The sequence below is a fragment of the Wolbachia endosymbiont (group A) of Limnophora tigrina genome (genome assembly GCF_964263225.1).
GTDB lineage: Bacteria > Pseudomonadota > Alphaproteobacteria > Rickettsiales > Anaplasmataceae > Wolbachia.
Genome location: NZ_OZ181654.1, coordinates 1,161,924 through 1,176,492 on the forward strand (window position 1 = coordinate 1,161,924; position 14,569 = coordinate 1,176,492).

The 14,569-nt window shown below is 35.1% G+C and carries 13 protein-coding genes; 6 read left to right on the forward strand and 7 right to left on the reverse strand.

The window, feature by feature from the left end:
* The first annotated feature begins 67 nt into the window (after window positions 1-67).
* The 3 genes from ACE38P_RS05350 (at window position 68) to tnpC (ACE38P_RS05360) (ending at window position 3,944) form a co-directional block, all read left to right on the forward strand.
* Window positions 68-1,534, forward strand: coding sequence for an N-acetylmuramoyl-L-alanine amidase (locus tag ACE38P_RS05350; protein WP_264704538.1), 1,467 nt, complete (start codon window positions 68-70; stop codon window positions 1,532-1,534).
* A gap of 247 nt (window positions 1,535-1,781) precedes the next feature.
* Entirely contained in the window at window positions 1,782-2,462 is a 681-nt protein-coding gene (rpe, locus tag ACE38P_RS05355; protein WP_374699646.1) for a ribulose-phosphate 3-epimerase, read from the forward strand.
* A 99-nt stretch (window positions 2,463-2,561) separates the two neighbouring features.
* The gene (gene tnpC, locus ACE38P_RS05360; protein WP_374699327.1) at window positions 2,562-3,944 is read left to right on the forward strand and encodes an IS66 family transposase; all 1,383 of its coding nucleotides are present in this window, start codon (window positions 2,562-2,564) and stop codon (window positions 3,942-3,944) included.
* A gap of 109 nt (window positions 3,945-4,053) precedes the next feature.
* Here the strand turns inward: tnpC (ACE38P_RS05360) and pnp are convergent, their stop codons facing one another.
* From pnp to truB, 3 genes are read right to left on the reverse strand one after another with little or no spacing between them, the layout of a single operon-like run.
* Window positions 4,054-6,330 carry a polyribonucleotide nucleotidyltransferase gene (pnp, locus tag ACE38P_RS05365; RefSeq protein WP_374699647.1) on the reverse strand — a complete coding sequence of 759 codons (2,277 nt, stop codon included), beginning with the start codon at window positions 6,328-6,330 and terminating at the stop codon, window positions 4,054-4,056.
* A gap of 14 nt (window positions 6,331-6,344) precedes the next feature.
* A complete protein-coding gene (gene rpsO, locus ACE38P_RS05370; RefSeq protein ID WP_007302237.1) occupies window positions 6,345-6,617 on the reverse strand; it encodes a 30S ribosomal protein S15 in 273 nt (90 codons plus the stop codon).
* 7 nt (window positions 6,618-6,624) lie between these two features.
* Window positions 6,625-7,668, reverse strand: a complete 1,044-nt coding sequence (gene truB / locus ACE38P_RS05375; protein ID WP_374699648.1) for a tRNA pseudouridine(55) synthase TruB — start codon at window positions 7,666-7,668, stop codon at window positions 6,625-6,627.
* Between the two features lie 134 nt (window positions 7,669-7,802).
* Here truB and ACE38P_RS05380 point away from each other — a divergent pair, with 134 nt between their 5' ends.
* Complete coding sequence (locus ACE38P_RS05380; protein WP_374699649.1) at window positions 7,803-8,363, forward strand: hypothetical protein; 561 nt, start codon at window positions 7,803-7,805, stop codon at window positions 8,361-8,363.
* On the opposite strand, the gene tnpC (ACE38P_RS05385) is transcribed toward ACE38P_RS05380, so the two are convergent.
* From tnpC (ACE38P_RS05385) to ACE38P_RS05395, 3 genes are all read right to left on the reverse strand, one after another.
* The gene (gene tnpC, locus ACE38P_RS05385) at window positions 8,350-9,732 is read right to left on the reverse strand and encodes an IS66 family transposase (protein ID WP_374699286.1); all 1,383 of its coding nucleotides are present in this window, start codon (window positions 9,730-9,732) and stop codon (window positions 8,350-8,352) included. The two genes, ACE38P_RS05380 and tnpC (ACE38P_RS05385), sit on opposite strands and share 14 nt — an antisense overlap.
* 206 nt (window positions 9,733-9,938) lie before the next feature.
* On the reverse strand, window positions 9,939-11,177 hold the full coding sequence (ribD, locus tag ACE38P_RS05390) for a bifunctional diaminohydroxyphosphoribosylaminopyrimidine deaminase/5-amino-6-(5-phosphoribosylamino)uracil reductase RibD (RefSeq protein WP_374699650.1): 1,239 nt from the start codon (window positions 11,175-11,177) through the stop codon (window positions 9,939-9,941).
* Window positions 11,177-12,358 carry a deoxyguanosinetriphosphate triphosphohydrolase gene (locus tag ACE38P_RS05395; protein WP_064085387.1) on the reverse strand — a complete coding sequence of 394 codons (1,182 nt, stop codon included), beginning with the start codon at window positions 12,356-12,358 and terminating at the stop codon, window positions 11,177-11,179. Before ACE38P_RS05395 ends, ribD begins: the two co-directional genes overlap by 1 nt.
* Window positions 12,359-12,405: 47 nt before the next feature.
* Between ACE38P_RS05395 and ACE38P_RS05400 the strand changes: the two genes are divergently transcribed.
* On the forward strand, window positions 12,406-12,852 hold the full coding sequence (locus ACE38P_RS05400; protein WP_007302232.1) for a HesB/IscA family protein: 447 nt from the start codon (window positions 12,406-12,408) through the stop codon (window positions 12,850-12,852).
* A 26-nt stretch (window positions 12,853-12,878) separates the two neighbouring features.
* Window positions 12,879-13,553 (forward strand): ABC transporter ATP-binding protein, encoded by a 675-nt coding sequence (locus tag ACE38P_RS05405; RefSeq protein ID WP_374699651.1) that lies wholly within the window; start codon window positions 12,879-12,881, stop codon window positions 13,551-13,553.
* Between the two features lie 246 nt (window positions 13,554-13,799).
* On the opposite strand, the gene ACE38P_RS05410 is transcribed toward ACE38P_RS05405, so the two are convergent.
* Window positions 13,800-14,498 carry an alpha/beta hydrolase gene (locus tag ACE38P_RS05410; RefSeq protein ID WP_010407025.1) on the reverse strand — a complete coding sequence of 233 codons (699 nt, stop codon included), beginning with the start codon at window positions 14,496-14,498 and terminating at the stop codon, window positions 13,800-13,802.
* Window positions 14,499-14,569: the final 71 nt, after the last annotated feature.

A 14,569-nucleotide genomic window follows, 5' to 3' on the forward strand; every position in this document is an offset into this window, starting at 1 on the left:
AAAAAAAGTAAACATTTTATGCGTATTATGTTAATTTAGTTATATTGTGGGCAATTTGTAAAGCTGCATGAGACTTATAGTAAAAAAATGTTTGTCTGTTTTATTTCTGTTGCTGCTTGTAGCGCCTCTTGTATATGGACAGCAATCTTGCTTAATTGATATCGAGAACGATTTTCAAGATTTGAAAACATCATTAAAAAATCCAATATTTTTAGATCCTGCGTCAAATTCAAATTATGATGATAGGGAAGGCAAAAAAGTGTTGATGGTGGTGGTGCATCATACCGAATCACCAACATTAAAAAGCACAAAATGCGCATTAAATTCTTCAGGTATATCAGTACAGCTTATTGTTGATAGGGATGGTAGCATTACTCTGATGGTTCCACTCGAAAAACGAGCGTGGCATGCTGGTATAAGTTATGCGAAAGTTCAAGTAGATAATGTGATTGAAGAGCTACGAAAACTGAATGATTATTCTATAGGTATAGAGATTGTAAACACAGGGCTTGAGCCTTTTCCAGAAGAGCAAATGAAATCTGTTAAAGATCTGATTTTGTACCTCATGAAGCGCTTTAAGATTAGAAAAGATATGATATTTAGTCACGCTGAAATAGGTACTATAGTATATAACTCAGCCATTGAAGGCTACGCAATGCGTAAACCTGACCCACATAAGTTGTTTGATTGGGAGTTATTGGAGAGAAATGGCATTGGACTGCATATAGGTGATAGAATCAGTTCTCAAGACGCAAGACAAAAAGTAGAAGAGGTTTTATATAAGGTAGGCGATAAGAGTGAAAGTATTTTGAAATTAAAAAAAAGGTTGAACAATTTTTTTTATAAAATACTGCCTTGGAATGATAAAGAAGGTAACGCTGACAATAATGCTGATTACTCAAATGAGTTTGATGAGAATTTTGCGTGGGTTATTAATCAGTTTTCAATGCATCATTTGCCGAAAGAGATTAGAAAAGACTTGCCTCTAAAATTAGAACAGGAAGATATTTTGCCTGAATTTTTAAGCGAATATGGTAATTGTATTTTCAACAGATTCACATCTTTTAATAATAAAATTGAATCAAGTTTACAACCACCATTTTTGAATGAAGAGGATTACAAGCGTTTATTATCTTCTCTTGCAGAATATGAAAATAATATTTCTTCTAGTGCATTTGCTACGCTCATGTACAAGATTAAGCTATATTACGACTCTTATCTAAGGTATAATATAAGATCCTCGCTTTATATTCCATTTAAGCTTAATTCATTTGAGAAGCTAGATGTTTTAAAGAATGAAATATTGTCTTTTAAGTCTATAAGCCCTGAAAAGGCTATAGAAGTCTCGAATTTAATTAATGGGTTTAGGTCAGAAGTTTTATCTGATTTCCAAAACTTTGAGAAGCAGTGGTTTCAAGAATTTAAGGACACTTGGAAACAAAAATTTATACCGAATATGGAAAAGAAAATGTCTTGGACTGCGCTGCATGAAACTGTGTTGGAATATTTAGAAAAGGCGAAGAAAGAAGTCTAATGAGTATTACAATGGCCAGATGTATGGGCAGAGGAAAATATTGGATGAATTACAAGCACTACGTTTTTTTACTTATGCTAACAATTTTTTGTGGTGAAAACTATTTATGGTTCAACCTGAACAAGATAATTCAAAGGTTGCAATTACACGTAGGATATAAAAAAATTTCTAAATGAGACTCATGTGTTATTGGGATGACAGAGTTTAAAAAATAAGTTACTTTTTTATTTTTGGTAGAAAGTAACCCATGGGTATAAAAATTGCACCTTCTATACTTTCAGCAGACTTTGCAAAATTAGGAGAGGAAGTAAAAAGAATTAGCGACTTGGATGTAGATTATATACACATAGACGTTATGGATGGAAATTTTGTTCCAAATATTACAATAGGTCCGAATGTTATCTCTGCAATACGTAAATATAGCAATCTTCCTTTTGATGTACACTTAATGGTTAAATCTCCTGGTGACCATATTGAAAGCTTTATAAATGCTGGTGCTGATATTATCACTATACATGCAGAAGCAGAGGTACATCTTGAGAGGCTAGTAAAAAGGATAAAATCATATAAAAACATAAATGATACAAAAAAAACAATACAAGTTGGAGTTTCAATTGTCCCTTCAACTTCTCCAAGCGTGCTTGAGTATATAATACATGAGCTAGATATTGTGCTAATTATGACAGTTAATCCTGGATTTGGAGGACAAGAGTTTATTCATTTGCAGCTGCACAAGATATCTATTATAAAGAAAATGATACAGGACCGTAACCTTAAAACGCAAGTTTCAGTAGATGGTGGAGTTAACTTTTCTAACGCAGCTGATATAATAAAAGCAGGTGCAAATATATTAGTTGCTGGATCAGCAATATTTAAAGCTGAAGACATGAAAAAGGCTATAAACGATCTTAAAAATCTTTCGTTATAACCCTACAGATAACACAAACCGTGTCCGTTCAGCAGAGCGGCAAAATAAGGTAGACAAAGCAAGATAATAAAGATAATCATAGGGTAAATATGAGGTAATATGGTAAACCTTTTAGAACTCTGCAAAAATTTACAGCAAAAAATAGAAAAGTTAGAAGCAAAAATAGAAAGATTGGAAAGAGAGAATGAAAGTTTAAAAGCAGAGCATGAGGCTTTAAAGATAGAGAACGCTGAATTAAAGGAAAGGCTAGGTTTAAATTCAAAAAACTCATCAATTCCCAATTCAAAAGAATTATACAAAATGAAAAAGGAAAAGCCAAAAAGCGAAAGAAAGATTGGTGGTCAAGTTGGGCATAAGGGTAATTATCGTGCTAAAATGGAAGCAGATGAGGTGATAAAGATAGAGTTGTCACCTACTTGCGAATGCGGAGGGAAGATTGCAATATGCGAAAAACCTTATATTCATCAGAAAGTAGATCTTCCGGAGATTAAGGCTTATGTAATGGAATATCAGTTGGAACATGGCCGTTGTCAGAGATGCGGAAAAAGAAGAAGTAGCAAGTTACCAGAGGGTGTTACGCCAGATACATTTGGCCCAAGGGTTAAGTCAGTAGTTGCAGCACTCAGTGGGTTTTATAAAAATTCAAAGCGCGAAGTAGCTAGCATCATAAATGATATCTTCAATTTGAACATAAGCGTCGGTAGCATATCAAATAGTGAACATAGAGTTGCTTCAAAATGCAAAAAAATGTATGAGCAGATCGAACAAGAGATAAGTAGGAGTAAAGTTCTACATATTGATGAAACGAGCCATTATAACAAAGGTAAACTCGCTTGGTGTTGGATGTTTGCAAGCAATACGGCAAGTTTTGTGAAGTTGACAGAGTCAAGGGGAATGAAAGTTTTAAAAAATAGTGTATGCTGCAATCGTAATAGCTTGGTAGTAACCGACAGATATGCAGCATACAACTACTTTGCTAATGAAAGAAGGCAAATCTGTTGGGCACACTTAGCAAGGGATTTTGAAAGATTAGCGCATAGTTGGAAATTTGAAGTTAAAGTTCTGGGCTGTTACTTGAGAAATGTAGCCACTGAGTTATTTGCACTGAAAAAAGCTTTACTAAAAAATGAGATAGATGTTTCAAGATTTATTAGACGTGCCAAGAAATTGCGAAAACGTACAAGGTATTATTTGAAGGAAATATCTCGCTTACCTGAAGCAATTGGAGCGTCTCGAGTTGCAAAGAATATTTTGAAATCTGAAAGAATGATGTGGAAATTTTTAGATGACCCAGAAAATACTCCGCTGACAAATAATCACGCTGAACGGCAAATACGGCATTATGTCGTTTATCGCAAAAATTCATATTTTACACAATCAGAACGAGGAAACTCATTCCTTGAGCAAATAATTTCGTTATACTTAACATGGAAACAGAGGAGGCTAAACCCTTTTCACAATCTTCTATCTATCGTTTCTTAAACCACTCTGCTGAACGGATACCACAAACCATTTTTGTTATCTTGTCAGTTTTAAAAATTCCTATTATCCCAGTGCTTCGACACTGAGATAATAGAAAGTAAGTTCAACCTCAATAGAAACCTGATGATGAGTCATTATTACCAAATTTTGGTCTGTTTCTATTACTAAAACCAGAACGAGGACGAGTAGGTCTATTACTATGATAATTATCTCCAGGTTTTTTATTAAACGAGTTGTTATAATAATTATCCCTATTATTTAAACCATCTCTCCTTTCTTCATTGTAAAGCTTACCTTCAAAAAATTCACCTGTTTCTTGATCAACACGACGTCTTGATAATTTTGGACATCCACCTTTTTCAAAGTCAATTATCAAAGCTTTGAAGGTATCACCCTGTTTAAGTATATCCTCAATGGACTCTACATGTTGATTAGCTACCTCGCTTATATGCATTTTTCCTTTTCTTCCATTAAGAAGTTCTAGCTCTACAATAGACTTCTCTATCTTTACAACTTTAGCATCAATTATAGAACCTTGTTCTAGCTCTGTTATTGAATCAATCATCATATTCTTTGCAGCTTCAGCTTCAGTACTACTAATGGCAAAAACAGAAACTTTACCGTCATCCCCTATTTCAATTTTTGCATTACTTCTTTCACATACACTGCGTATATTTTTTCCTTTAGCACCAATAGCTGCAGAAATTTTATCTTTATCTATATAAAACGATAACACTCTTGGTACATGATCTTTTATATCCTTACGATGTTCTGAAATTACTGCATTCATTTTTTCTAAGATATGTAATCTTCCGACTTTTGCTTGTTCTAAAGATTTTTCAACAATTTCAAAGCTTATACCAGGAATTTTCATATCCATCTGCAGTGCTGTAATCCCTTCGCTAGTTCCTGCTACTTTGAAGTCCATATCACCAAGATAGTCTTCATCGCCCAGTATATCAGAAAGTATTATATGCTCATTTTTGTCTTTGATGAGACCCATAGCAATTCCTGCAACAGGAGCCTTTATTGGCACACCTGTATCCATTAATGCAATGGAAGTTCCACAAACTGTTGCCATAGAAGAAGAACCATCAGATTCCATAATCTCAGATACTACCCTTATTGTATAAGGAAATTCAGATTTATCAGGTAAAACAGGATGAATTGCTTTCCAAGCAAGTTTACCATGACCAATTTCTCTCCTTCCTGGTGCGCGTATAGCAGAAGCCTCTCCAACAGCAAATGGAGGAAAATTATAATGCAACATAAAATGTTCACGTCTATCCCCTTCAATGTCATCCACAATTTGCTCATCTTGTGTAGTACCAAGAGCAGTAACAACTAGTGCCTGAGTGGTACCCCTTGTAAATAGCGCAGAACCGTGAGTCTTGGGTAGAATGTCAGCCTCAATTTCTATCTGGCGTATTTCATCATACTTACGGCTGTCTATCCTCACACTTTTCCTTCTAATCATTTCACGCACTAAAGATCTTTCAAAGCTTTTTACTGCATAAGTAATTAACTTTTCGTCTTTTCCAGCCTCTTTAAGAGTATTCAATATATTATTCCTGACTACTTCTAGAGCTTGAACTCGCTCTTGTTTTACTGTTTTTGAATATGCTTCTTCAAAGTCTTTTCGATATTTTTCAAGTTCTTGAGTTATATCTGATATATCAATAGGAGCAAAGCTTTCAGGTTTATTGCCAACTGTATCAGCAAATTCTTTTATGAGCTTAATAACAGGTTGAAGGTGTTCATGACCAAATTTTATTGCGTTTAAAACATTTTCTTCAGAGAGCTCTTTGACTTCCGATTCGACCATTAAGATCGAATTTTCATCACCAGACAAAAACAGATCCAAGTTGCTTGCTTTCATCTCTTGAACGGAAGGATTGAGTATATAATTGTTATTTTCATCACAACCGACCATAACTCCAGCTATAGTAAAGTGGAAAGGAACACCAGAAATTGCAAGAGCTGCGACGGTACCTATTAATGCTGGTACTTCAGGAGAATTGACCGTATCGTAAGTTAACAGATTACATACTACACTAATTTCATCATGAAAACCTTCAGGAAATAACGGCCTTATACTTCTGTCTATTACTCTTGAAATTAAAGTTTCTCTATCAGATGGTTTTCCTTCTCTTTTAAAAAAACCACCAGGAATCTTACCCATGGCATAACTTTTTGCAATAAACTGCACATTTAAAGGGAGAAAATCAACACTTTCTTCCTTCTTTTTTCGTACAACAGTGACTAAGATAGAAGTATCTCCATAATTTACAACTACTGAACCATCAGCTTGACGTGCTATTTTCCCAGTTTCTAAAGATAAGGTACGCCCCTCCCAATCTATAGATTTTTTTATAATTTCAAACATACAAAATTCCTCGATTATTTTCTAATGCCTAACTTCTCTATTAACTCTTGATAGGCTTCATTACCAAATTTACGTTTTATATAATTTAAGTGCTTGCGCCTTCTACCTATCAATATAAGTAAACCGCGCTTAGAATTATGGTCATGCTTATGCGCTTTAAAATGCTCAGTTAAATTACTGATCCTCTCGGTTAAAATTGCACACTGTACAAAAGATGAACCTGTATCATCTTCTTTAATTGCATATGTACTAATCAAACTTTTTTTCTTTTGGGATGTTATTGACATCTAAACCTCATTTCAAAATATTAAAAACACGAATAGGCTTCACATAACCATGAGTAAAACTGCAAATTGCAATAGGTACATTACCCACTATCGTACAAAAAATATCATGATTCTTTAAATTACGCAAGTTATTTAATATAATTTCTTGACCTTTTCTGATTTTCTCCGCTTCCTCTAAGGAAATTTCAACTTTGAACATCGATTTTAAAGCCGATTCAATGGGGATGATGAAGCCTTTTGTATTACCTCCATCATCTTCTGCTATCCCAGTGCTTGACACTGGGATCCAGTCTATTTCATCACGAACATTGTTTTTGACATATGCTCCTAGAATCTTTTGTCCATTACATGATTTGTAAGTATTTGTATCCAGTGTCAAGCACTGGGGAGAGTAAGTTGTTGTGTTTTTTTTAGTAAGTTGCTCAATTGTCACTGATTCATCTTCCTTAAAATCACCTACCATCGTTCTTCTTAATTTTGTAATGTGTCCAAAGCAATTTAATGTGACTCCAAGATCTCTTGCAATTGATCTTACATATACGCCGCTACCACACGTCATAGAAAAATCAGCACTATTATTTATAGTGTCCAAGAATATCAGCTTCAGTTCATGTATTTTGACTTGCCGGGGCTTTATATTTACCTTTTGCCCACTTCTTGCTAATTTATATGCTCTTGCTCCCTTGATTTTCACTGCTGAAAATTGAGGAGGAGTTTGTGTTATCTCACCAATAAAATCCTTAATCGCACAGTTTATTTGGTTATATTCGGGTTTTATATCGCTAGTTCTAATGATATCACCACCCAAATCATCCGTAGTTGTTTGTTTTCCCCATTTGATTGTGAAATTGTATGCCTTTAAGTCACAAGATAAATACGGTATAGTTTTTGTTGCTTCACCAAGAGCGATTGGTAATACACCTGAAGCCAAAGGATCAAGTGTTCCCAAATGTCCGGCTTTTTTTATTCCAAAAATCCTTTTAATTTGAGTTACAGCTTGTGCAGAACTCATTCCTGTTGGTTTATCAAGATTCAGCCAGCCATTTACCATGTATCAATCTTATATAATTAGTAACAATTTAGAAAGTAGATAAAATATTGAGTTGTTAATACAAATGCTTGACTAGTGTGCATTGTTAATATACAATTAACTTTTTATAAACCTTAATTAAGGAGGAAGTTATTATGCCTGCAAGTATATGGAAACTAAAAAACACAGCACCTATAACAAAAATGAGTATTGAATTTACAGTTGCAACTGCATCTTTAGCAGCAGCAATAACAACAGTATTGATTGCTACTAAAGTAATTGCTGGACCTGCGTCTTTAGCACTTATTGCTAGCCCTGCGTCTTTAGCGCTTATTGCTAGCCCTGCTGGAATTGCAGTTCTATTTATTGCCGCTGTATATTTTGCTGCAGCAGCTTATGCTTCATATCAGCAAATGTATAAGAATGAAGAAATAAGTGAAGCCAAATCAGCAGCTGAAACAGCAGCTCAGAAAGCTGAAGAAGCTAAAACAGGTGCTGAAACAGCAGCTCAGAAAGCTGAAGAAGCTAAAACAGGTGCTGAAACAGCTAAAACAGAAGTTGAAGGAAAAATTAAAGATTTAGCTACTAAAGATGAGTTGAATAACAAAGCTGACAAGTCTGAAGTTAATACGAAATTGGCTGAAAAACTGGATTTAAGTAAGTTTAATGAAACATTTAAGGGTATCCGTTCAGCAGAGTGGTTTAAGAAACGATAGATAGAAGATTGTGAAAAGGGTTTAGCCTCCTCTGTTTCCATGTTAAGTATAACGAAATTATTTGCTCAAGGAATGAGTTTCCTCGTTCTGATTGTGTAAAATATGAATTTTTGCGATAAACGACATAATGCCGTATTTGCCGTTCAGCGTGATTATTTGTCAGCGGAGTATTTTCTGGGTCATCTAAAAATTTCCACATCATTCTTTCAGATTTCAAAATATTCTTTGCAACTCGAGACGCTCCAATTGCTTCAGGTAAGCGAGATATTTCCTTCAAATAATACCTTGTACGTTTTCGCAATTTCTTGGCACGTCTAATAAATCTTGAAACATCTATCTCATTTTTTAGTAAAGCTTTTTTCAGTGCAAATAACTCAGTGGCTACATTTCTCAAGTAACAGCCCAGAACTTTAACTTCAAATTTCCAACTATGCGCTAATCTTTCAAAATCCCTTGCTAAGTGTGCCCAACAGATTTGCCTTCTTTCATCAGCAAAGTAGTTGTATGCTGCATATCTGTCGGTTACTACCAAGCTATTACGATTGCAGCATACACTATTTTTTAAAACTTTCATTCCCCTTGACTCTGTCAACTTCACAAAACTTGCCGTATTGCTTGCAAACATCCAACACCAAGCGAGTTTACCTTTGTTATAATGGCTCGTTTCATCAATATGTAGAACTTTACTCCTACTTATCTCTTGTTCGATCTGCTCATACATTTTTTTGCATTTTGAAGCAACTCTATGTTCACTATTTGATATGCTACCGACGCTTATGTTCAAATTGAAGATATCATTTATGATGCTAGCTACTTCGCGCTTTGAATTTTTATAAAACCCACTGAGTGCTGCAACTACTGACTTAACCCTTGGGCCAAATGTATCTGGCGTAACACCCTCTGGTAACTTGCTACTTCTTCTTTTTCCGCATCTCTGACAACGGCCATGTTCCAACTGATATTCCATTACATAAGCCTTAATCTCCGGAAGATCTACTTTCTGATGAATATAAGGTTTTTCGCATATTGCAATCTTCCCTCCGCATTCGCAAGTAGGTGACAACTCTATCTTTATCACCTCATCTGCTTCCATTTTAGCACGATAATTACCCTTATGCCCAACTTGACCACCAATCTTTCTTTCGCTTTTTGGCTTTTCCTTTTTCATTTTGTATAATTCTTTTGAATTGGGAATTGATGAGTTTTTTGAATTTAAACCTAGCCTTTCCTTTAATTCAGCGTTCTCTATCTTTAAAGCCTCATGCTCTGCTTTTAAACTTTCATTCTCTCTTTCCAATCTTTCTATTTTTGCTTCTAACTTTTCTATTTTTTGCTGTAAATTTTTGCAGAGTTCTAAAAGGTTTACCATATTACCTCATATTTACCCTATGATTATCTTTATTATCTTGCTTTGTCTACCTTATTTTGCCGCTCTGCTGAACGGACACCATTTAAGGCTTCATTAGAAGATTCTACAGTTGTTCAAGCATTTAAAGATAAAGGATTTCAAATAAACTAAATGGTAAAGAGGTAGAGACTTCTACCTCTTTTTTTCATTTGAGCATGTAAAGGTTACTATGATCTATCCCACATCTCAACTACATCCTCATCAAAGTCTATTACTTCTGCTTTTTTGAACCGATAACATTCATTGATGGATTGAATCCCTAAATCTCCTATAAAAGGAATGGCATCATTACCTAGAATTTTACCACTGCGACAGATTATCAACCTGTCGATTAAACTATGCTTCAGTAGCTCTGTGATTAACACTCCTCCACCTTCAACTAATAACCTTGTTATGCCAATTTCTGAAACAAGTTTTGATGCCATGTCTTTTAGGCAGACTTTATCGATAATGTCAGGCTCCGATGTCATTCCAGCGCGTGACCAGTTTTCATTATGCAATTGCTTGAAGTTTTCTGGATCCCAGTGTCTGGGCACTGGGATGACAGGAGAAGGTATTGGAATGACAGGAGAGTGTGTTGGGGTAACATCTGGAATAACAGGAGGTTTGTGATTTGAATTGACTATCAAATAATTAATGTTTTTTATTTTTTCCTCTACTTCTTTATTTGTAATCACCCAAGTGATTACTTTGTCTGCAGTCTTTGCAATATTATGCTCTTCCTTCAATTTCCCTTGGCTATCGATAATTAGCCTTATTGGCGACCTGTCTTCGAGTCCTGGTAATCTGCAAGTTAAGAGAGGATCGTCATTGATAAGGGTACTACTGCCAATCATAATTGCATCATATTTTGCTCTGAGCTCATGTACCCAATTTCTCGTATCTTCACTTGTTATCCATTTGCTATCGCCTGTAAATGCTGCAATTTTTCCGTCAAGAGTTGTTGCAATTTTGCAAGCTATGAATGGTCTATGGAGTTTCTTGGTGGTAAAAAAGCCAACATTCAGTTTCTCTGCTTCTTTCTGCATGATCCCTTGCTTTACTTCAATTCCTACTTCTTTCAGAGCTTTAATTCCTCCACCTGAAACTCTACTATCTGGGTCAATAGTTGCAATTACTACCTTTCTTATTCCTGATTTTATGATTTCTGCAGTGCAAGGTTCTGTAACTCCAAAGTGGCAGCATGGTTCAAGAGTGACGTACATAGTTGCACCATGAGTTAAATCTTTAGCATTTTGCAAAGCAACTACTTCTGCATGTGGGCGCCCACCGATTCCTGTGTAGCCTTCACCAATTAACATACCGTCTTTTACAATGACACACCCAACAGCAGGGTTTGGTGCAACACCTCCAAGACTTTTTTCTGCGAGCTTTAATGCGATCGACATGAAATAATCATCGGTCATTAGAAAGAAGTCATTTCGTATGAGGTATCAAAAATTCTTCTGTGCTCGTGTATGGCAAATCTATCTGTCATACCTGAGATGTAGTCACATATTATTACTGAACGCTGAGATTCACAGGCAAGCTTGTTCCACTCTGTGGGTAATAACCTTGGGTTTTCATAAAAACATTGAAAAAGCTCCTGTACTATACGTTTTGCTTTGTTCATTGTTCTGGCCAGTTTATAACTTCTGTATATTTTTTCCATGTTGAATTTTTTCATCTCTTTTGTGGCATTTGCAACTTCTGGTGAAAATGTGACTAGCATATTATTCAAGCTCCTTACATCTTCTACACTTTTTATTTTGTGATCTTCAATATTTCTTTCGGTCTGAAAAACGACATCATTTATCATAATTCCTATAGTTCTACTCAGTGATTCATGTATGAGTTTGCTTTGAGCCAATTCTGAATATTCGCTTTTTACTTCTTTGAACATTTTGCCAATTAAAGGAACATCAAGCAAATCTGCGATGGTTACTAAATTTGCCCTGAGTGCATCATCAAGATCATGCACACTGTAAGCGATGTCATCAGCAATCGAAGCAACTTGTGCTTCAATGCTTGAAAATTCTTCAAGCTTTAGATCATATTTTTCATTGCATTCTAATAACAGCTGATTATTTGTTTGAGATACCGCATTTTGACCGAGTAAAGGACCGTTATGCTTTGCAACGCCTTCAATCACTTCCCAACTTAGATTCATACCATCAAAATCAGCATGTTTTTGTTCAAGATAAGTTAAAATCCTTATAGCTTGAACATTATGATCAAACTCATACTTCTCCTTATCAACTTGAACTAGAGCATTCTCACCTGTGTGACCAAATGGAGGATGACCAAGGTCATGTGCAAGCGCTATGCATTCGGTGATGTCCTCATCTAATCTGAGCCTGCGTGCGATGGATCTTGCAATTTGTGCAACTTCAAGGCTATGAGTTAGCCGAGTACGATAGTAATCATGCTCATAATTGATAAAAACTTGTGTTTTGTATCCTAGTTTCCTAAACGCATTAGAGTGAATAATGCGGTCCCTATCACGCTGAAAACAGCTGCGATTTTTGTCTTCTGGCTCTTTGAAATTTCTTCCTTTTGTTTTATTTGGAAAGCACGCGTAACTTAATAGAAAATTATTGTTTGACATGTAAAATTTCTACTATAATAGGTTATCAATAATGAACGGTGGTTGTTATGTCAACAGATTACAATATTAGCTTAACTGACAATGCATTAAGGAAAATCCACTCCCTTGTAGAACAGGAAGGAGATGAGAGTTCTATTTTGCGGGTTGCAGTTTCAGGTGGTGGATGCTCTGGCTTCAAGTATAATTTTCTTATGGATCAAATAAATAAGAAGATGTCTTTGGATGACGATTTTGACGATGATGAAGACGACGATTTTGACGATGACGAAGATAGCGAGGATTATAGAAGCCACTCCAGTTTTAGTGAAAAAGGTAAAGATATAGTAATTAATGATGAGAATGGAAACCCTGTATTAATGGTTGATAATTGTTCAGCGAAATTTTTAAATAACTCAACTATAGATTATACTGAAGATCTAAGTGGTTCTGGTTTTCAAATCAAGAATGCTCTCGCTAAGTCTCGATGTGGTTGTGGTAACAGTTTCTCGGTCTAATTCTCCCTCCTGGATCTTTTTATAATATGGGTGGTGGTGTAACACTAGAGCTAGCTTCTGTAAGTAAGAGCTTCAAAAAAAGTCCTGCTATTGTAGAAGATATCAACCTGAAGATTACAAGAGGGCAAGTAGTTGCATTGATTGGTAGTTCAGGATCAGGAAAAACAACTATATTGCAAATTGCGGGTCTATTGGATGAGCCAACTTTAGGTATAGTGACGATAGATGGAATAAATTGCACACAAGCCAGTAATAAGCATAAAACTCATGTAAGAAGAAATTTTCTTAGCTTTGTTTATCAATTTCACTATTTATTACAAGAGTTATCAGTGTTGGAAAACGTTATGCTTCCTCAGCTCATTGCAGGAAAAAGCAAAGCTGAAGCAAAAAAAAAATCGCAAGCAATATTAGAAAAATTTGGTCTGGAAAATAAAGCAAGTAGTATGGTATCTGAAATTTCTGGTGGAGAAAGGCAGAGGGTTGCAATTGCAAGAAGCATTGTAAACTCTCCAAAGCTTTTACTTGCAGATGAGCCAACGGGAAATTTAGACCCAACAAATTCTTTGAATGTATTTTTGCTGTTACATTCATATGTAAAGGAAAATAACAGCTCTATGCTTATAGTAACACACAACTATATCCTTGCAGAAAAAGCAGATCACATTTTTCAGTTAAAAAACCGATCATTAGTAAAGCTGTAAATGGAAGAAACAGTACAATACAAAGCTACCTATAACTTGTACTTATTTAACCAATGGTCATTAACAGAGTGTAATTCGCATGAAATGCTTTCATTATTTTTTATACACGGACTCTTTAACTTACGCTGTTTACTTAGAAAGCATCCTGACAGCATAAACATTGCTAAAACGAGAAATAATAATTGCCTAAACATAACAAGACTTTTTTTATTTATATTAATACGTTCATTTCTCTCATTTGTAAAGTTAGGCATATTCTTTTACCCTTATCTCTTTTTTAACTTTTTTGGAGGAAGTGACTGCACTGTTTAAGCGTAGTTTTATATAATTATCTATAATTTGAGCTACTTCCTCTTCTTTATCCCTTAAAAAGTGGTTAGTATCGTCTACTATATGGTATTCCATATGGTTATTTTTTACCGAATTTATTAACCTTTGTGCTAATTCTGTTACATCGCTTTCTTCTGAAATTGTATCATTATTACTTTGTATTATAAGTCCAGGAACTGGGCAAGGAGAGAGAAAAGAGAAATCGTACTTAGTTGCTGGAAGAGAAAGGGCAACAAAACTTACTATCTCTGGACGGCGCATTGTCAATTGCATAGCTACCCATGCTCCAAAAGAAAAACCAACTATCCAAATTGGAACATTGTTAGAGTTATGCTCCTGAAGCCAATCAATAGCTACTGCAGCATCAGTTAATTCTCCTATACCCTTATCAAAAGTTCCGGTAGATTTTCCGACACCACGAAAATTAATTGTCAATGCAGAAAAGTTATTATCGATAAAAGATTCATATATAGTATGTATAATCTTACTATCCATACTACCACCATATTGAGGGTGATGATGTAAAATTAGCACAACTGGTGCATTGGTATCTTTGCTTTGATGGTATCTACCTTCTATCTTTTTTGTTGAATTATTTAAAAAGACTTCTACCATGATAACTCCTAATAAAAACCTGTTTTGACAGGTGTTGATAATGTAAATTGTTTATTAATTATGTATTAATT